Genomic DNA, 17,443 nt, shown 5'->3' on the forward strand with positions numbered 1-17,443 from the left:
ATACACCAAGACATTGTGGCTGAAGAAAATTGGGCCGATAAATGGGATCTTGGAGAGCCCTGGAATGGGAAGATTACCGATGCCTGGAACTGATTGGGTCCCACCGATGAAGTGCCTGAACAGTGTGCCTGCGGTTCCCACCCCAAACATCTGCAGACCAATACCGGCAATACCTTGTGGTGCGCGGAATGTGACAACAACGAAGGCGAAGAAAATGCCAAACAACGCCCCCACAACCATTGCAAGGGCCAATCCCAGGACATTGTACATGCCTGGGGTCGGGCCACCCTGCCCAATGCTGTAGGGTACAAGCATCCCGAGGAATGCTCCCATTGCCATAATACCTTCACAGCCAAGGTTGAAGACACCTGCTCTCTGGTTGAACATCTCCCCAAGGCTGGCGATGAGAAGGGCGACGGAGAATGGGATGCCCAGACTCAGTATGTTTACGATAAAGTTCATGCTTCCACCTCCACATGTTTCTTGCCTATTCCTTGGTACTTACGCCAGACCCGTTCCATCAGGTAGGGGTCGGCGAGGATCATCTTGGTAGCAACGATGACCAGGATGATGACACCCTGCAGCACATTGACCATATTGGCTGGTACCCCGACCATGCGTTGGGTCATGTCAGCCCCGACGATCAAAAGACCAAAGAAGAATGATGCCGGTATGATGCCAGCCGGATGCAATCCTCCAAAGAGGGCGACAACGATTCCGCTGAATCCATACCCTCCGGTAATACCTTCAATTGCTCTGCGGTGTACTCCTGCAATTTCGATGGCACCCGCCATCCCGGCAAAAGCACCACTGATGACCATGGCAATGACCAGATACCAGGTAACGCTGATACCTCCGTACCTGGCTGCCTGGGCGCTCGCCCCAGCTGCTCGCATCTTATACCCATAGTTTGTTTTCCAGAGGAGCAAGTAGATGAGCAAGGCAAGCAATAGGGCGAAGAAGATGCCGGTATGCAACCGAGTTCCCTTGAGGAATCGGTCGAGCCAGATCCCCTCTGACAGTCTCATGGACTGGGGAGTTCCGCTACCCATCGTGAGCTCTGCTGGATCGAGGAATGGTCCGCGGAGCATGAAAGTGTATAACTGGGCGGCAATATAGTTGAGCATTACCGTCGAGAGCAGCTCACTGACCTGCAGTTTTGCCTTCAGGATACCTGGGATGAATCCCCAGACCCCTCCTGCCATTGCTCCCGCCAAAATTGCCATCGGGAGAAGGATGGGTTTTGGGAGTTCAGGGAATGCAAGTGCCACGGCAGTGGTACCGAGAATCCCCATAGCCATCTGCCCCTCCCCGCCGATGTTGATGATGCCGCTACGGTATGCGACCGAGATACCCAAAGCTATGATCGTGAGAGGTATTGCCCTGATCAGGACCTCGGTAAGCTGGAGGGTTGTCTTCAACGGTTCGAAGAGAATGACCATATAGGTCTTGAAGACATCAGCCCCGATGGTCAATAGAATTACCGAACCGATCAACATTGCAGCCAGAATGGCCAGAATGATGATGGTAACCTTGTAAAGTACCCTAAACTGTTTGGTCATCTTTCACTCCTGCCATCAAAATACCGAGACTCCTACGATTGGCGTCCTTTCTGGGGAGGACTTTCTGGATCCGTCCCTTGAAGATTACCGCCACACGGTCTGAAAGGTCGAGAATCTCATCCAGTTCCTCACTGATGAGGAGGATACCGACTCCTTCACGCCTGATCTCCAAGAGTTGCTTATGGATGAACTCTGCTGCCCCGAGGTCCAGGCCTCTGATGGGGTAGACGGCGACCAGGAATTTTGGTCTCCTTGAGATTTCTCGGGCAAGGATGACTTTCTGGATGTTCCCTCCAGAGAGCGACCCGGCTGCAACGGAGATGTTGGGGCTGCGAATATCAAACTTGACACGCAGGTCCTCAGCATTCTTGTCTATGGCCTTATTCTTAAGGAATGCATGTTTGCTGAACTCATCATGCCCTGAATCCTTGAGGATGAGGTTCTCCTTCATCGAGAAGGAAGGGACAATGCCTTCTGTATTGCGTTCCTCAGGGATATAGCCCATGCCAGCTTCTATGATGTGATGAGGGCTCTTGTTTGCAATATTCTCGCCGAAGAACTGGATTTCCCCACTTTCTACTTTTCTCAGTCCATTGATGGCTTCGGCCAATTCCCTCTGCCCATTTCCTGATACACCGGCAAGACCGACGATCTCACCGGAGCAGATAGTCAGGTTCAGGTCCTGAAGTGCCAGGAACCCACGATCGCTCTTCACATTGAGGTTCTTGATATCCAAAACAGGTACACCCTCGCATGCGGGCTCCTCGTTCAGGGGGAGGTCAACCTCATGCCCGGTCATAAGGGCGGCAATGTCGGAAGGGGAATGTTCATGGGTGTTCCCCTCGAAGACAACCGCACCATGACGAAGGATGGTGATCTTGTCCGAGAGGTCTTTTACTTCCTGCAGCTTATGGCTGATGAAGATGATGGAAAGTTCACTGCTCATATTCTTGAGCAGTGCAATCAATTCATCAGTCTCCTGCGGGGTGAGGGCACTGGTTGGCTCATCCAGGATCAGGAACCGTGCACCCAGGCAGAGTGTCTTTACCAGTTCCACCCGCTGTTGCTCTCCAATGGAGAGTTGCCAGATATACGCATCGGGATCGACTACGAGCCCGTATTTTTTTGCTACTTCATTGATCCGCTCACGCACCATCTCAAGGTCCAACTTGTGTGGTGACCATGCTGCCTTGTATCCAAGGGCAATATTCTCCAGGACGGTCATGTTTGCAACCAGCATATACTGCTGGTGTACCATGCCAAGACCTGCTGCAAAGGCATCATTCGGGGAGCGGAAATGCACTTCCTCACCATTGATGAGTATGCGCCCTTCATCGGGCTGGTAGAGACCCATGAGAATATTCATCAAGGTCGTCTTGCCCGCTCCGTTCTCTCCAACCAGCGCCAGGATCTGGCCCTCGGATATCTCCAAGGTGATGTCATCACTTGCCAAGACTCCAGGGAAGCGCTTGGTGATGTGTTCCACGCGTAGGTTGGTTATTTTCTTCTGTGTGAGTTCCATGGGGGAAGCCTCCGTGGGAAATAATCAAAAAAAGCAGTCATGCAGAGTAATCCCTGCATGACTGGGAAACAATGTGCTTACAGTTTGGAGTAATCAACACTGGTGTAGTTGATGGTCCCACTTGCAGCTTTGAAGGAATCGATGGCCGCATTGACCTTCTCTTCAATCTCCCCTGCATACATGTTTTCGAGTTCAGGGTTGAACTCAAATACGAATCCACCGTTCTTGAAGTTCAAAGGAATGACCTCTCCACCCAGGATGCCGGCATCAAGCTTGGCAACGAGGCCTTCGATGACGGATGCATAGTTGTAGGAAGAAGCGGCAATAACCTTGTAGCCTTCGGTGATGTGAATCTGAGCGATATCCTGACCAACCCACCAGATATCCTCATTGGGGTAGTCAGCAACGGCACGAAGAGCACCGAGAGCCTGCTGGCTGCTTCCGGTCAATACATCGGCACCGCTTCTGATCTGGGACTGTGCAACCTCTCCAGCTTTTACAAAATCACTGAAGGATCCACTGTGCGCGACCATGATCTTGGCTTCTGGATTGACAGCCTGGACACCGAGGACGAAACCACGGTTGTAGCGGGCTGCGTCCCCTGCATCAACAGGACCTACAAGGCCGATGATATTGGCTTTGGTAGTCATCCCAGCGATGATACCGGAAAGGTAACCGGTCTCTTCACTTTCCGGCATGTAGGTGAATACATTGTCCGGACCAACCTCGGCGCTGGTTCCAAAGGCGAAGGAAACATCAGGATACTCTTCAGCCATTTCCATGATGAGGTTCTTGTACTGTGCTCCATGGGCGATGATGATATCAAAACCCTGGGCAACATACTGGCGTGCAGCAGAACCGGCATCAACTGGCTTCATCTTCTCTGTATAGCTGTACTCGATACGACCAGGCAGGCTTTTCTGGGCAGCGATGATACCATCGTGCATTGCCTGACACCAGCCCTTGTCGTCAATGGTGTTCTCGATGATCAAGGCAATCTTGACCACATTGGAATCAGCCTCTTCAGCCGGGGCTTCACTGCTGCCTGCAGCAAAAAGCGAGCCACTGACGAGCGCCAGGCAAAACAGAATTGTCAGAAATTTTTTCATGTTCCTTCTCCTCTTGGAATATCGACCCATTTTACTGGGTCTAAGCTTTTTTCAGTATAGAGGTGGATTGGATGCTCTGTCAAAAGAAATATGTAAATAGTTGTGAAATTATCGATTCATAAATTGAGCTATCAGTGGTATTTACAGTGAATATCGAGGGAAAATGAAAATTTATGTGTTGCAATTTTAGTGAAACATAAAAGTATTACTATCTTTATGCACCATTCATATGAGCAAAAAAACTAGACAATACTCGCAGGATGTATAGATTTTGCACTCATTGTTGCAACTTTTGTTGCGTTGAATACTGCTTGTTGCAGTTTTTCGCCCTTTAGCAACTGCACCGTCAGTGCAGCACTCAAGGAATCACCGCACCCGATGGTATTCACTACCTCTGTCTTCTCAACCGGAACAGTAAAGAAATGAGAATTCTGTACCCAGAGTTCAGATGCTCCACGAGAGAGGACGAATGTACTCCCATACTGAGCATACAACCTTCCGAGCATTTCCCCTACGGTCTCCTTGAGACCATCGGTATCCTGGTGTTCTGCCAGCTTGATCCCAAGGAAGGTCTGGACTGCTTCACTGAGGTTGATCTTCACCACATCAGGGTGGTGGGGGAGACAGCGCTCCAGGTCTTCACCCTTCAGGTCGAGCAAGACAAACTTCCCCAGTGTTTTGGCTTCTTTGACAAAGTCTGCATAAAGATTGGCTGAATACCCAGGAGCACGGGTACCCAGAATGATTACACCGTCACAATCCTTGATGTTTTGGGAGAAGAGGTTTCTGATGGGCTCCTCGCAGGCGGGATCGACAGGGAATGGTTCCTGGACCAGCTCGGTTGTCCCCTCGCTTGTGAGGACGGTTACACAGGTCCTGATGGCACTTCCACTATCCGCCCAGAGCAGAGTAACCCCATCTTTCCTGCAAAGGCCAATCATCTCCTCGGTGCGGTTTCCACCCAAGTGGGTAAGCAAGAGACTTTCATGCCCAAGTTGGCTGACAATCCTTGCTGCGTTCATTCCCTTTCCTGATGCATCCAGATAGTGTTCCTGGGCACGATTCACCTCCCCGATTGAGAAAGAGGGGAAGCGCATCGTAATCTGGAAAGTTGGGTTCAGGCAGACAGAAAGAATCTTCATGACAACTTGAGCAGAATCGAATCATGCTGGGGAACCAGTTGCCGGTAGGCAACACCGGTCTTGCCAAACATCAGCTTGGATGCTTTTGTGTTGTCTGCTTCACTGTACTTGTCGGAAAGGAATACCACTTCCTTGATCCCTGACTGGATGATCGCCTTCGCACACTCATTGCAAGGGAACAGGCCAACGTACAGCGTACACCCCTTCAGGTTGCTGCTGATAGCGTTAAGGATGGCGTTCAGCTCAGCATGGCAGACATAGGGATACTTTGTCTCGAGCCACTCTCCTTCCCTTTCCCAGGGGATGTCATCATCATCCACCCCGATCGGGAAACCATTGTATCCCACGCCAACGATCTTATGGTCGGTGTTCACGATACATGCTCCAACCTGGGTGCTCGGGTCTTTGCTTCTGAGTGACGAAAGGACGGCCACTCCCATGAAATATTCGTCCCAACTGAGATAGTCTTTACGCTTGGGCATGATTTGTACGCTCCTTTTCTAGCAAGAATTCGAGAATGGTATCGGTTAATGATTGTTGGATGGAACGATAGAGGAGAAGGGCATGCCTGCTGTGGTTGTAGTCGTCCATCTCCGTTTCAAGGATGTGGAAGTCAACACTGTTCTGTTCCCTCTCTATGATCTTGAGATTCTTGAACGGGACAGTCTGGTCGTTGACATCGTGGATGGAAAAGAGGGGACAGGTTATCTTTCCAAGATTCTTTCGAACCTCTTTCATGGCATGGACCAAGCTCAGGCCTGGACGGATAAAGAGCCCTCCATAGCCATACCAGTACTCACTGCCATCTTCTCCCTTGGGATTGCCGGTAACCACATGTGCCCCGATGGAGGGGGTGAAGAGCCCCAGGGTTCTGGATATATATTGTTTCCAGTCCGTGATGATGCCGTCCTTCAGGCTGTTGTAGACCACAGGGGCCGCTATGGTTACCAGTTTATCTGGTGCAAGCGTGCCCTGGCAGTAGGTTTCTCCCAGCTTGAGGGTCATCATGCCCCCCATGCTGATGCCCAGCACGTAGAGCGTCTCATACTGTCCCCTGAGGTTTTCGTAGTAATTGCAGAGGTAGGAGAACCACTGGGTGAAGGTGGTATGGGCAAACTGCTTGGGATCGGTTCCAAAGCCAGGCAGCAAAGGCGCATATACATCCAGTCCCGCTTCATGAAACCGCTCAGCGCTGTAGTGGTAGACCGAAGGGGTGGAAGGGAAGCCGTGGATGAGCAAGATAGCCTGCTTGTTTTCTGGCTTCACTCGTATGATGCTCTTTGCTTCCTCACAGCATACCTTGGATTCATCGACAGTGAGGGGCGCGACATTCCTGTCGCGATACCCGATCAGGGTTGTATTCCAGAGTATGAATGCAATGATGAGGACGAGGATGATATACCACATGGCCTTAACTATATCCCAGAGACCCAATGAAGGAAAGGGCAAAAAAAACAAGAGCCTATCGGTGAGGATAGGCTCTTGGGATAAGTGACAAATTTTTCTGCTAGGCCATCATGAACGGAATGACTGCAAGCAATACACCAGCAGCAACGGCAGAGCCGATAACACCAGCAACGTTCGGGCCCATGGCGTGCATGAGCAGGAAGTTCTGGGGATCAGACTCCTGGCCGACCTTGCTGGAGACACGGGCAGCCATTGGAACTGCCGATACGCCAGCGCTTCCGATAAGTGGATTGACTGGATGTTTCGGGTCAAGCTTGTTCATCAGTTTTGCGATCAGGACACCGGATGCAGTACCGATAGCAAATGCAATCATGCCAAGAGCGAGGATTCCCAAGGTGTTCAGGTTGAGGAAGTGTGAAGCTTCCATCTTCGAACCAACAGAGAGGCCGAGGAAGATCGTTACGATATTCATCAATGCATTCTGCATGGTATCCGAAAGACGGTTGGTCACACCGCACTCCTTGGCCAGGTTACCGAACATCAGGGATCCGATGAGTGGGGTGGCAGAGGGGAGCAAGATTGCGCAAGCGGTCAGAACGGTCAAGGGGAAGAGTATTCTCTCCAGCTTTGAGACCGGGCGGAGCTGTTGCATCTTGATCATCCGCTCTTCCTTGGTGGTCAGGGCTCGCATGATCGGGGGCTGGATGATGGGAACCAATGCCATATAGCTGTATGCAGCTACGGCGATGGGGCCCAACAAATCCGGTTTGAGGCGACTGGTCACGTAGATAGCCGTCGGACCGTCAGCACCACCGATGATTCCGATTGAACCAGCAGCGTAGAGGTCAAAGTTGATCCCAGGTATGAAGCTCAGTGCAAGTGCGCCGAGCAGGGCAACGAAGATGCCTGCCTGGGCTGCTGCGCCGAGCAACAGGGTCTTGGGGTTTGCAATAAGCGGGCCGAAGTCCGTCATTGCACCAACACCCATGAAGATCAAGATCGGGAAGAGACCGGTATCAATACCCATATCGAACAACAGCTTGATAAACCCAGGAGCTCCTGAGGTAGGATCAATGCTTGCTACATATCCCATGGGGATGTTCGAGAGGATACAACCGAACCCAATGGTCACCAACAGTAAAGGTTCAAAGTTCTTTACTATGGCAAGATAGAGGAGGACAAAGCCAACGATGATCATGACAAGATTGCCAACACCGAAGCCTTCTGCCAACCCCAAGAATCCGAACAGTCCAGTGGACTGCCAGAGTTGATTAAACGCGGAACCAATCATCTCAGAGTCTCCTTTAGCTGATCACCAGCAATTCGTCATCGCTCTGCATCTGCTGGCCTTGGCTTACGGCGATCTTGGTTACTACGCCATCACAAGGAGCATAGATCTCATTTTCCATCTTCATGGCTTCCATGATCATAAGCACCTGGTTCTTCTTGACCTGCTGGCCTTCCTTCACATCGATGCGGAGGATCAGGCCTGGCATTGGTGCATTGACCGAGACAGCTTCATGGGAAGGAGCAGCAGCACCGGAGGCTACTACAGGAACACTACCGGCAGCATCCTTGGTTGCCTCGATGGCGCTCTCGTCGATGCCGAAAGCAACATTGAGTGGGTAGTCATTGCCATTGACCTTGGCGGAGTTCTTGGTAAGCTTGACGCCATAGGCCTTTCCATTGACAGTGACGGTGTACTCGCCCTTCTGCTTGGCAGCTTCTTCCTCACGGTTGATCTTGTAGATACCGTTTACCTGAGCCTTGCCGGTAAGGTAGAGAATTCCCTTCTCCTTACAGGAAGCAGCAATGAAGATATTCTCATCAGTGAGCGGAAGGCCTTCCTTCTCGAGCATCTCTTTTGCTGCCTTCACACCCTTCTTGGGATCGGCATCGTTGATGTCGACAACCTTCTTGGTGGTGGGCTCCATCTTCATCTGCTCAGCACAAATCTTGACAACTTCGGGATCGGGTTCTACGGGAGTCTTTCCGAAGTAGCCGAGGACCATCTTGCCGTAGCCTTCCGCAATCTTTTTCCAAGGTCCGAACATGACGTTATTGAAAGCCTGCTGGAAATAGAACTGGGAAACAGGAGTTACGGAAGTCCCGAAACCACCCTTTGCTACAGTCTCTGCCATTGCCTCGACGATGGCAGGATACTTATCCATCAGGTTGTTGTCACGCAACATCTGGGTGTTTGCCGTAAGGGCTCCACCTGGAAGCGGTGAGAACGGGATCTCAGGGCTGACAGTCATTGCCTCGGGGGGAATGATATAATCCTTCATGCAATCCCTGAACACTGACTCAGCTTCACGAATCTTCTTGATGTCGATACCCAGATCATAATCAGTATGGCGAAGTGCGTGCCACATGGTGATGATGTCTGGCTGACAGGTGCCACCGGAAACCGGACTCATGGAGAGGTCAACCTGGTTTGCACCTGCTTCAATGGCGCTGACATACTGCTGGATTGATACCCCTGCGGTATCGTGGCTGTGGAATACGAGGTTCATATCCTTGCCGAGCAACTTGCGTGCGCGCTTGATGGTCTCGTACACATATGCCGGGGTAGAGGTACCACTTGCGTCCTTGAAACAGACGGACTGGAACTCAATCCCTGCATCCATGATCTGCTTCAGGGTTGCTTCATAGAAGTCTGGATCGTGAGCGCCCTCGGTGTTTGGGGGAAGGCTCATCATGGTTACAACCACTTCGTGGCGAAGGCCTGCATCAACAATGGACTTTCCACTGTCAATGAGGTTGTTGACGTCATTGAGTGCATCAAAGTTACGGATGGTTGAAATACCATGCTTCTTGAAAAGCTTGGCGTGCAGGTCGATGATATCCCTTGGCTGGGAATCGAGGCCGACAACGTTGACACCACGACTGAGGGTCTGCAGGTCTGCATCATCCCCGGCAACTCGACGGAACTCATCCATCATGGCGAATGCATCCTCATTGGTATAGAAATACAGGGACTGGAAGCGGGCACCACCGCCGGCTTCGAAGTGACTGATGCCAGCCTCTTTGGCTGCCGCAACTGCAGGCATGAAATCCTTGGTGAATACACGCGCACCGTATACTGACTGGAATCCGTCACGAAACGCTGTGCACATAAAATTGACTTTCTTCTTCATTTGAGATGATCCTCCGGGGTTACTTATTCTTTTGACTTTGCGAAGGCTGCTACGATTGCTGCTGCGATATCTGCGTCATTGGCAGAGGTTGCGGAAGCGGTGACAGCTGCGGGACTGCTTACGACGGCTTTGGGTTTCTGTGGTGCGATTTTTCTAGCAACTGCGCTCATGGCTTTTGTAAGGAAAACCAGCAACGTAAGAAACACAAACACCGTGGCAATACCCAGAATCATGAGGATGACCCCATTCTCCAACTGGGCGACAAGTTGCTCTTTCGGTAGTTGCGCTAAGAATACCATACGAACTCCTAATAAGGTTTATAGTGATCGTAGCCAAGGACTACAAATGACACACTGGGAGTTAGTATATCGGAATCATAGGGAGCGTTTCAAGTAAAGGTGGTATAAATGCTTTTAGGAATTTAGCATAGCTCATTTTTACCGAAGGGGTTTTTATACGAAAAAACACCCCTTGTTGGAAGTTTTGGTTTGCCTGTATACAATTATCTGGATACCTTTTTATAGAATCTTCCATGGATACCTGTCTGTAGCCTGCTTCTCTTGTCTGTTTCCATGCTTTGCAGTAAGGTACTCTGTGGTAAAATTATTGAAAGAAGAAGGATATATGGCTGAAGGAATGGATTTTGCACAGAAAATTGCCGAGGACAAGGCAATTAGGGAAAATATGGATAAGATTGGCAGAAAAATCCTGGTCATGAGTGGAAAAGGTGGGGTGGGAAAGACCACCGTTACCGTGAATCTGGCAAATGCGCTGGTTGACAGCGGATGTACTGTCGGCATTCTTGATACTGACCTGCATGGACCGAATGTGGCAAAAATGCTCGGTTGTGAAAAGGAGATTCTCACCACCGAGAATGGTGGAGAGACGTTCTATCCAGTTGAAGCCCGACCTGGGTTGAAGGTAATGAGCCTTGCCTTTGCAATAGACCCCGATAGTCCCGTTATATGGCGTGGACCCATGAAAATTGCAGCCATCCGGCAGTTCCTTGCCCAAGCCAATTGGGGAGAGTTGGACTATTTGCTCATCGATTCCCCTCCGGGTACCGGTGATGAGCAACTCACCGTTTGCCAGACAATTCCAGAACTTACCGGGACAGTCATTGTAACCACCCCCCAGGAGGTCGCAATCCTTGACGCACGAAGAAGTGTGAGCTTCTCGAGAAAGATGGGTGTGGCAATCCTGGGTGTCGTGGAGAATATGAGTGGTCTTATTTGTCCAGGCTGCAATACAGAGATTCCCATCTTTGGGATTGGTGGGGGAAAGAAGATGTGCGAGGAGATGGGTGTCCCCTTCCTGGGACGTGTTCCTCTGGAAGTGCCACTCATGGAGGCTGAGGATGCAGGCAAGAGTTATCTGAGCATGCAACCTGCAAGCCCTTCCTCTGCTGCATTGAAGGCAATTGCCGAGATGATCAACAGCGGCACTGCTGTCTCATCCCATCGGTCAACCGATTTTGCTGGAACTGCTTCCTGTGCACCTTCTGCTTGTTCCTCATGCAGCAGTAACTGCCCATCCAGAAAAGGAGAGTAAGTGTATGTTTGACCCGTTTTCGCAAGATCAGGGAAGTAAGGAGACGAAACATCTCGTTTGGAAGTCTGGACAGCGTCAGCTGGTCTTTGAAGGACCCATCTTTGATATTTGCACCGTTCATCGTACCAGTACTGATGGACGGAGCTCTTCCTTTATAGAGGTGGATGCACCCAACTGGGTAACGATAATCCCTTGGTACCGTGACGAGCATGGTGTTCCCATGATGGTCATGGAGGATCAGTTTCGCCATGGGTCGAATACCGTTACCCGGGAATTTCCTGCCGGGGTGGTGGAAGAGGGTGAGAATCCCCTTGATGCCGCCCTCAGGGAGCTGCGGGAGGAGACCGGTCTTGTCGGTGGCAAGGTTACTGCCCTGGGCAATGTCAACCCCAACTCTGCGTTCATGAACAACCGTTCCTATTTCTATCTCGTCGAGGGTGCTGAGCATGTCACCGGACAGGAGCTTGATCCGAACGAACAGCTGGATGTGTTCTCTGTACCGGTATCCCAGGTGGTTGCGGATATGGGCACCGGCATTTATGATAATGGTATTATGATGATTGCCCTGGGTTTCTTCCTTCGGGAGGCACAGAAGCGTCCTGAGTTGGTTACCACACTAGAGAAGGAGTAACTGAGATGAAACGAATACGTCTTTTGTTGCCTGTATTGGCGCTTGCCATGGTCATTTTGTTCTCATCCTGTATGACAGGAAAGGATTTGGTGCGGACAATCGAGGTGAATGGAACGGCAAAGGTTACCGTCACCCCTGATATTGCCACGTTCTCCATCCAGGTCAGTGAACTGGGGAAGACCACTGAGGAAGCCCAAAGGCTTGCGAATGCAAAGCTGGCACAACTCCTCTCTGTGCTTGATGCGTATGGGATAGCTGAGGCTGATATCAAGACCACCTCACTGAATTTGAGGCCCAGTTACCGATGGGATGAAGGAGAACAGATCCTGGAAGGGCAGGTTGCAAGCCAGAGTCTTTCAGTGAAGGTGCGTGACCTGAAGGCCCTTGGTTCCATTATTGACCAGATGGGAAAGGTAAGCGGGATCTATCTCAACTCTGTACAGCTTGACAAGGAGGACAAGAGTGAGGCACTAAAGCAGGCACGATTGGAAGCAATCGGGAATGCGAAGGCAAAAGCAGAGCTCTATGCAGAAAGTTCGGCCATGCAGGTTGGTTCCCCCGTTACCATCAGTGAATACTCCGTTGCTAGCAACCCATACAATACAAGGATGAAGATGGAAGCAGCCTCTGCTGTCGCTTATGACATGGCTACCGAGATTCCTGCAGGATCCATGGAAGTCTCTTCCACGGTTTCGATTGTATATGAGATGTACTGATACTTAGTAATAGGACAATAGCAATTTGTTCATGAACAAAGAAATGAAAAAAAGTCTTAAAAGGACTTAACAGACAAGGTTTTTGTTGATATAGTGTAAATGTCCAAACGAGTGGGCGAGTGGCTTATGTCATATACTCTCTCCCACCGTGTATCTTGTCGTTGTTTCCCCCTCATTATGAGGTAACGGCAGATGCAGGCCGCGCATATGCGGAACTCCTTCAAGGGTGCAAGCTTGAGGGAGTTTTTTTCGCTCTACAGTTGATCTCAATGCTCTCTATACATGAACACTTTTCACGCATCTTCATGGGCGTATTCTCAATTGTTCTAGACGTAGCACGTCATACGTGTTAATCTGTTGTTGAAATAGAGGGATTATCCATGGAAACAACTATCCGTACCAAGAAAACCCTGGCGGAGCAGACTGCTGATCGATTGGCAGAAACCATCATGAATGCCGAGTTCAAGCCAGGGCAGCAACTGCCCAGTGAATTCCAGCTTGCTGAAAAACTGGATGTTGGTAGGGGTACCATCAGGGAAGCGATCAAGATACTGATATCCAGGCATGTTGTTGAGATCAAGCGGGGGACCGGTACGTTTGTAGCCGAAAAACCGGGTCAGGTCGAGGACCCGCTTGGTCTGGCTTTCATCAAGGACAAGAAGAAACTGTCGATGGACCTGTATGAGATGCGCCTCATGATCGAACCCCAGATTGCTTCTCTTGCTGCCAAACGTGTAACCAAGGAAGGGATGATGAAGATTGAGGCATCCTTGTTGGCGATAGAGGCAAATATTGCAGAAGGGTTGCCATGGACAGATGAAGATATCGCTTTCCATGAAACGATAGCACAGGCATCGGGCAATCAATTGGCATCAACGCTTATTCCGATCATCCATTCTGCTGTCAGGATTTTCGCTTACTTGTATGGAAAACCTCTCACCGAGACAACCATTGCAACACACAGGGAAATCATGGACGCCATCAGGGCCAGGGATCCCGAACGGGCGGAGATTGCCATGAGAAGGCATCTACAACGAAATAGAGTCTACGCTGAACACCTTAGAGAGACTGCAGGAGCCAATGCATGAGGGAAAATACCTACGACATCCTTGTCATAGGGGGTGGAGTCATCGGATCAGCTGTTGCGAGGGAACTTTCCAGATACCGTCTTAAGATCGGTGTCCTTGAGAAAGAACTCGATGTGGCGTGTGGTAATTCCTGCAGGAACACCGGCATGCTTCATGCAGGTTTCACATACAAGCCTGGTTCCCTGAAAGCTGAGTGTGCGGTGGAAGGGAATCGTGAGTTTGACCAAGTGGCAAAGGAACTTGATATCCCCTTCAAGCGAACCGGCAAAGTGGTGGTAGGCTTTAGTGATGAGGACAGGCAAAACATCCTCAAGTTCAAGAGAATCGGGGAGTTGAATGGGGTGCAAGGCCTGGAGATGATCGACAAGGCCAGGCTTAACCAGATTGATAACAGTGCAGGGGGAAAGTTTGCCCTATACAGCCCAGATTCTGGCATCCTCAATCCGATGCTGTACACCATAGCCCTTGCAGAGAATGCCCATCAGAACGGTGTGGACTTTTTCTTTGACAGTGAAGTCAAGGCAATCAAAAGGCAGGGGGAGTACTTTCAGGTCACAGCTGGTGATTCGGTTTTCTCCAGCCGCTGGATTGTGAACTGCGCCGGGATGCATTGTGTAACCATATCGGAAATGCTGGGCTTGCATGGTCACCAGGTTAGGGGCTTCAAGGGAGAATATTATGTGCTGGACAAGAAAGCCAAGGATTTCATGGACATTCCCGTTTATCCAGCACCCAATGCAAAAGGGGGCTTCTCCACCCATGCAACACCTACTGTCGACGGAAACATCTTGGTAGGTCCTGATTCCTATATCACCGAGGGTCCTGACGACTATGCTTGCACCCGCGATCATATGCAGGGTCTTATAAAAGACGGGTCGGCGATATTCAAGCATATGAAGGCTGAGTATTTCATCAGGAATTTTGCCGGGACCCGTTGGAAACGGATAGACCCTGAGACAGGTGAGGTCCTGGACTTCCTTATTGAGACCAGTGATGACCATCCGGGGGTGGTGAACCTGATCGGAATCGAGTCTCCCGGACTTACCTGTGCCCTGCCCATTGCCCGCCGTGTGGTGGCAAGGATTCAGGAGAAAGAAGTTCTGGAGGCAAACAATGATTTCAATCCATACCGGAAGGGAATTGTGCGTTTTGCAGAACAGTCGAAAGAACGGCAGAAAGAACTCATCGCCAATGATCCTGACTATGGTGAGATAGTTTGTCGCTGCGAAACTGTTACACGGGCTGAGATTGTCCAGGCGATCAACAATCCTCTTGGAGCGGTGACATTGACGGGCATCAAGAACCGAACCCGGGCCTGCATGGGTAGATGCCAAGGGGGGTACTGTGAAACACGAATCACCGCCCTGATCCAGGAGCAGTGTAAAGTGAAAGAACATGAGGTGATGTACCAACACAAGGGCTCTGGAATGTTCATCGGCAAGGTAAGGGAGGTCCTGGATGGAGAATAAGGATGTCATTATCATCGGTGGAGGGCCTGCGGGGCTGGCTGCAGCCGTCCAGCTGTACAAGCTTGGGATTACCAATATCCTGATCCTTGAGAGGGAGAAGCAATTGGGAGGTATCCTGCGGCAATGCATCCATGATGGATTCGGCCTTCAGCGGTTTGGTGAATCACTAAGTGGTCCTGAATATGCCCAGCGCTTCATTGACGAGGTAAGAGAGCTGAACATTCCCTATATGACTGAGGTGACGGTAACCGAAGTGACTGCTGGAAGGATCGTGACCGCTGTCTCGAGAAGCGGAGTGCTGGAATTCCAGGCCAAGGCGGTAGCCTTGACCATGGGTTGCAGGGAACGGACACGTGGTGCGATCAGTATTCCAGGGACCAGACCCGCAGGAGTATATACTGCAGGGGTTGTACAATCCTATATGAATCTAGCGAACATCATGCCGGGAAAAGAGGTGGTGATTCTAGGCTCCGGTGACATCGGTCTGATCATGGCCCGTAGGTTGACCCTTGAAGGGGCGCATGTAAAAGCTGTTCTTGAGATCCAACCCTATGCGAGTGGTCTGCCACGCAATATCGAGCAGTGTCTCAATGATTATGGGATCCCTCTTCTCTTGAGCCATACGGTGGTTGATATCAAAGGACATGCCCGCATTGAAGGTGTAACCGTAGCACAGGTCGATGAACAGTATCGACCGATTCCGGGAACAGAAAAAGCATACAGTTGTGATACACTTGTCCTCTCAGTAGGGCTTATCCCTGAGAATGAGCTTTCCCTTGGCGCCGGTGTTGTGCTCGATCCGATGACCAAAGGGGCTGTAGTGGATGAACATTACCAGACAAGTTGTGCTGGTATCTTCGCTTCTGGCAATGTCCTGCAGGTCCACGACCTTGTGGATTTCGTTTCCACCGAGGCTGAACACATGGCCCATTCCATACAAGCATATCTCTGCTCTTCCTCGTTTGGGAAGGCGGCAATCGAGATAGCAGTCGATGCCTCTGTAGCCTATGCAGTTCCGCAGAAAATTACTGGGAAGAAGGATTTTACACTCTCCCTGAGACCGAAGAGGCCGGGTCGTGGTTGTACAGTTCTCGTGAAACAGGGAAATGAGACCATTGCCAGCAAGAAGTTCGCCAAAGTCCTGCCTGCTGAGATGATCCAGCTTCCCGTATCTGCAGAAAGGATTGATCCAGGGAAAAACTTGGAGATAACCATTATATGAGAAGAGAGTATACCTGCATCATCTGTCCCGTTGGCTGTGATATGGTCGCTGAGATTGAAGATAATGAAATGGTTTCTTTGGTTGGCAACAAGTGTGCCAAAGGCAGAGCGTACGTACAGCAGGAACTGACCGATCCAATGCGCACCATCTCAACTTCCGTAGTCGTAAAGGGAGGAGAATTGCCCGTTGCAAGTGTACGATTGAGCAAGCCGGTGCCCAAGGCCAGTCTTTTCAAGGTGATGGCTGAGGCCAAAAAGGTAATCCTGCTTGCACCGGTAAGGATCGGACAGGTGGCTTTGAAAGATATAGCTGGAACCGGTGCAGACCTGATCGTTACCAAGCATGTGGATGCGGTTCATTGAATGGGTATGATTGGTTACTCCCTGCTTCGCTTATAGGCATTTCTCTTGCGCCAGAGATGGGCGAACATGAACTTTTCTCCTTTGTTCCTGTCCTGTTTTTCCAGATATGCAAGGATTTTCCTGTGTTCTTCCTGGGTCTGTTTCTTTCCTAGGTTGCTGAGGCGTTGGTAGAAAAGCAAGCTGTTCGTGTTCAGGTTCAACCTGCTGAAGGTAGTGAGAAGGATCTCGTTTCCTGAAGAGCGAACCATCTCCAGGTGGAATTTTAAGTGAAGGTCGCTGAATCGCATTACATCACTCGGGTCATCCATGTCGCAAGTATCCATCTCATCGAGGATGGCACTGAATGGGGCGATATCTACAGCATGTTCACAGTTCAGGCGGAAGGCAAGGCTTTCTAGGTATGTTCTGACCTCTGCAATGTGTTGGTAATCCCTGACTGTCAGTTCCTTCACATAGGAACCGCTCTGGGGGAGTACCGATACAAAGCCATCTTGCTCGAGGCGCTTGATTGCCTCCCTTACA

General features: G+C 50.5%; 18 protein-coding genes. 7 read left to right on the forward strand and 11 right to left on the reverse strand.

What is annotated here, in order from left to right; genetic code table 11:
* The 10 genes from AB7S66_RS06610 to AB7S66_RS06655 form a co-directional block, all read right to left on the reverse strand.
* Positions 1 to 462, reverse strand: a 462-nt coding sequence (locus tag AB7S66_RS06610; RefSeq protein WP_428518661.1) for an ABC transporter permease subunit, incomplete at its 3' end; no start/stop codon positions are given.
* Entirely contained in the window at positions 459 to 1,562 is a 1,104-nt protein-coding gene (locus tag AB7S66_RS06615) for an ABC transporter permease (RefSeq protein ID WP_428518662.1), read from the reverse strand. The genes AB7S66_RS06610 and AB7S66_RS06615, both read right to left, overlap by 4 nt.
* A complete protein-coding gene (locus tag AB7S66_RS06620; RefSeq protein WP_428518663.1) occupies positions 1,546 to 3,084 on the reverse strand; it encodes an ABC transporter ATP-binding protein in 1,539 nt (512 codons plus the stop codon). Before AB7S66_RS06620 ends, AB7S66_RS06615 begins: the two co-directional genes overlap by 17 nt.
* Positions 3,085 to 3,161: 77 nt before the next feature.
* Positions 3,162 to 4,193 (reverse strand): BMP family lipoprotein, encoded by a 1,032-nt coding sequence (locus AB7S66_RS06625; protein WP_428518664.1) that lies wholly within the window; start codon positions 4,191 to 4,193, stop codon positions 3,162 to 3,164.
* A gap of 242 nt (positions 4,194 to 4,435) precedes the next feature.
* On the reverse strand, positions 4,436 to 5,335 hold the full coding sequence (locus AB7S66_RS06630; RefSeq protein ID WP_428518665.1) for a 1-phosphofructokinase family hexose kinase: 900 nt from the start codon (positions 5,333 to 5,335) through the stop codon (positions 4,436 to 4,438).
* A complete protein-coding gene (locus AB7S66_RS06635) occupies positions 5,332 to 5,817 on the reverse strand; it encodes a deoxycytidylate deaminase (RefSeq protein WP_428518666.1) in 486 nt (161 codons plus the stop codon). The genes AB7S66_RS06630 and AB7S66_RS06635 overlap by 4 nt, the downstream gene beginning before the upstream one ends.
* Entirely contained in the window at positions 5,804 to 6,742 is a 939-nt protein-coding gene (locus AB7S66_RS06640) for an alpha/beta hydrolase (protein ID WP_428518667.1), read from the reverse strand. The genes AB7S66_RS06635 and AB7S66_RS06640 overlap by 14 nt, the downstream gene beginning before the upstream one ends.
* A 100-nt stretch (positions 6,743 to 6,842) precedes the next feature.
* Positions 6,843 to 8,033 (reverse strand): sodium ion-translocating decarboxylase subunit beta, encoded by a 1,191-nt coding sequence (locus AB7S66_RS06645; protein ID WP_428518668.1) that lies wholly within the window; start codon positions 8,031 to 8,033, stop codon positions 6,843 to 6,845.
* A 13-nt stretch (positions 8,034 to 8,046) separates the two neighbouring features.
* The gene (locus AB7S66_RS06650) at positions 8,047 to 9,882 is read right to left on the reverse strand and encodes a biotin/lipoyl-containing protein (RefSeq protein WP_428518669.1); all 1,836 of its coding nucleotides are present in this window, start codon (positions 9,880 to 9,882) and stop codon (positions 8,047 to 8,049) included.
* 23 nt (positions 9,883 to 9,905) lie between these two features.
* Positions 9,906 to 10,181 (reverse strand): OadG family protein, encoded by a 276-nt coding sequence (locus tag AB7S66_RS06655; protein ID WP_428518670.1) that lies wholly within the window; start codon positions 10,179 to 10,181, stop codon positions 9,906 to 9,908.
* Between the two features lie 325 nt (positions 10,182 to 10,506).
* Here AB7S66_RS06655 and AB7S66_RS06660 point away from each other — a divergent pair, with 325 nt between their 5' ends.
* The 7 genes from AB7S66_RS06660 (at position 10,507) to AB7S66_RS06690 (ending at position 16,921) form a co-directional block, all read left to right on the forward strand.
* On the forward strand, positions 10,507 to 11,433 hold the full coding sequence (locus AB7S66_RS06660) for an Mrp/NBP35 family ATP-binding protein (protein WP_428518671.1): 927 nt from the start codon (positions 10,507 to 10,509) through the stop codon (positions 11,431 to 11,433).
* 4 nt (positions 11,434 to 11,437) lie between these two features.
* Complete coding sequence (locus AB7S66_RS06665; protein WP_428518672.1) at positions 11,438 to 12,064, forward strand: NUDIX hydrolase; 627 nt, start codon at positions 11,438 to 11,440, stop codon at positions 12,062 to 12,064.
* Positions 12,065 to 12,069: 5 nt separating this feature from the next.
* Positions 12,070 to 12,780 carry an SIMPL domain-containing protein gene (locus AB7S66_RS06670; protein ID WP_428518673.1) on the forward strand — a complete coding sequence of 237 codons (711 nt, stop codon included), beginning with the start codon at positions 12,070 to 12,072 and terminating at the stop codon, positions 12,778 to 12,780.
* A 380-nt stretch (positions 12,781 to 13,160) separates the two neighbouring features.
* Positions 13,161 to 13,868 carry a FadR/GntR family transcriptional regulator gene (locus AB7S66_RS06675; protein ID WP_428518674.1) on the forward strand — a complete coding sequence of 236 codons (708 nt, stop codon included), beginning with the start codon at positions 13,161 to 13,163 and terminating at the stop codon, positions 13,866 to 13,868.
* Entirely contained in the window at positions 13,865 to 15,337 is a 1,473-nt protein-coding gene (locus AB7S66_RS06680; RefSeq protein ID WP_428518675.1) for an NAD(P)/FAD-dependent oxidoreductase, read from the forward strand. The genes AB7S66_RS06675 and AB7S66_RS06680 overlap by 4 nt, the downstream gene beginning before the upstream one ends.
* The gene (locus AB7S66_RS06685; RefSeq protein ID WP_428518676.1) at positions 15,327 to 16,559 is read left to right on the forward strand and encodes an NAD(P)/FAD-dependent oxidoreductase; all 1,233 of its coding nucleotides are present in this window, start codon (positions 15,327 to 15,329) and stop codon (positions 16,557 to 16,559) included. The genes AB7S66_RS06680 and AB7S66_RS06685 overlap by 11 nt, the downstream gene beginning before the upstream one ends.
* Positions 16,556 to 16,921 carry a DUF1667 domain-containing protein gene (locus AB7S66_RS06690; RefSeq protein WP_428518677.1) on the forward strand — a complete coding sequence of 122 codons (366 nt, stop codon included), beginning with the start codon at positions 16,556 to 16,558 and terminating at the stop codon, positions 16,919 to 16,921. The genes AB7S66_RS06685 and AB7S66_RS06690 overlap by 4 nt, the downstream gene beginning before the upstream one ends.
* A gap of 14 nt (positions 16,922 to 16,935) precedes the next feature.
* Here AB7S66_RS06690 and AB7S66_RS06695 read toward each other — a convergent pair.
* A partial coding sequence (locus AB7S66_RS06695) for a GntR family transcriptional regulator (protein WP_428518678.1) occupies positions 16,936 to 17,443 on the reverse strand: 508 nt, incomplete at its 5' end.

This window comes from Sphaerochaeta sp., assembly GCF_050178175.1.
Taxonomy (GTDB): domain Bacteria; phylum Spirochaetota; class Spirochaetia; order Sphaerochaetales; family Sphaerochaetaceae; genus Sphaerochaeta.

Excerpts from the sequence above, each read along its gene's own strand:
- AB7S66_RS06615 (WP_428518662.1), bottom strand. The coding sequence starts at position 1,562 with ATGACCAAACAGTTTAGGGTACTTTACAAGGTTACCATCATCATTCTG.
- AB7S66_RS06620 (WP_428518663.1), bottom strand. The coding sequence starts at position 3,084 with ATGGAACTCACACAGAAGAAAATAACCAACCTACGCGTGGAACACATC.
- AB7S66_RS06625 (WP_428518664.1), bottom strand. The coding sequence starts at position 4,193 with ATGAAAAAATTTCTGACAATTCTGTTTTGCCTGGCGCTCGTCAGTGGC.
- AB7S66_RS06630 (WP_428518665.1), bottom strand. The coding sequence starts at position 5,335 with ATGAAGATTCTTTCTGTCTGCCTGAACCCAACTTTCCAGATTACGATG.
- AB7S66_RS06635 (WP_428518666.1), bottom strand. The coding sequence starts at position 5,817 with ATGCCCAAGCGTAAAGACTATCTCAGTTGGGACGAATATTTCATGGGA.
- AB7S66_RS06640 (WP_428518667.1), bottom strand. The coding sequence starts at position 6,742 with ATGTGGTATATCATCCTCGTCCTCATCATTGCATTCATACTCTGGAAT.
- AB7S66_RS06645 (WP_428518668.1), bottom strand. The coding sequence starts at position 8,033 with ATGATTGGTTCCGCGTTTAATCAACTCTGGCAGTCCACTGGACTGTTC.
- AB7S66_RS06650 (WP_428518669.1), bottom strand. The coding sequence starts at position 9,882 with ATGAAGAAGAAAGTCAATTTTATGTGCACAGCGTTTCGTGACGGATTC.
- AB7S66_RS06655 (WP_428518670.1), bottom strand. The coding sequence starts at position 10,181 with ATGGTATTCTTAGCGCAACTACCGAAAGAGCAACTTGTCGCCCAGTTG.
- AB7S66_RS06660 (WP_428518671.1), top strand. The coding sequence starts at position 10,507 with ATGGCTGAAGGAATGGATTTTGCACAGAAAATTGCCGAGGACAAGGCA.
- AB7S66_RS06665 (WP_428518672.1), top strand. The coding sequence starts at position 11,438 with ATGTTTGACCCGTTTTCGCAAGATCAGGGAAGTAAGGAGACGAAACAT.
- AB7S66_RS06670 (WP_428518673.1), top strand. The coding sequence starts at position 12,070 with ATGAAACGAATACGTCTTTTGTTGCCTGTATTGGCGCTTGCCATGGTC.
- AB7S66_RS06675 (WP_428518674.1), top strand. The coding sequence starts at position 13,161 with ATGGAAACAACTATCCGTACCAAGAAAACCCTGGCGGAGCAGACTGCT.
- AB7S66_RS06680 (WP_428518675.1), top strand. The coding sequence starts at position 13,865 with ATGAGGGAAAATACCTACGACATCCTTGTCATAGGGGGTGGAGTCATC.
- AB7S66_RS06685 (WP_428518676.1), top strand. The coding sequence starts at position 15,327 with ATGGAGAATAAGGATGTCATTATCATCGGTGGAGGGCCTGCGGGGCTG.
- AB7S66_RS06690 (WP_428518677.1), top strand. The coding sequence starts at position 16,556 with ATGAGAAGAGAGTATACCTGCATCATCTGTCCCGTTGGCTGTGATATG.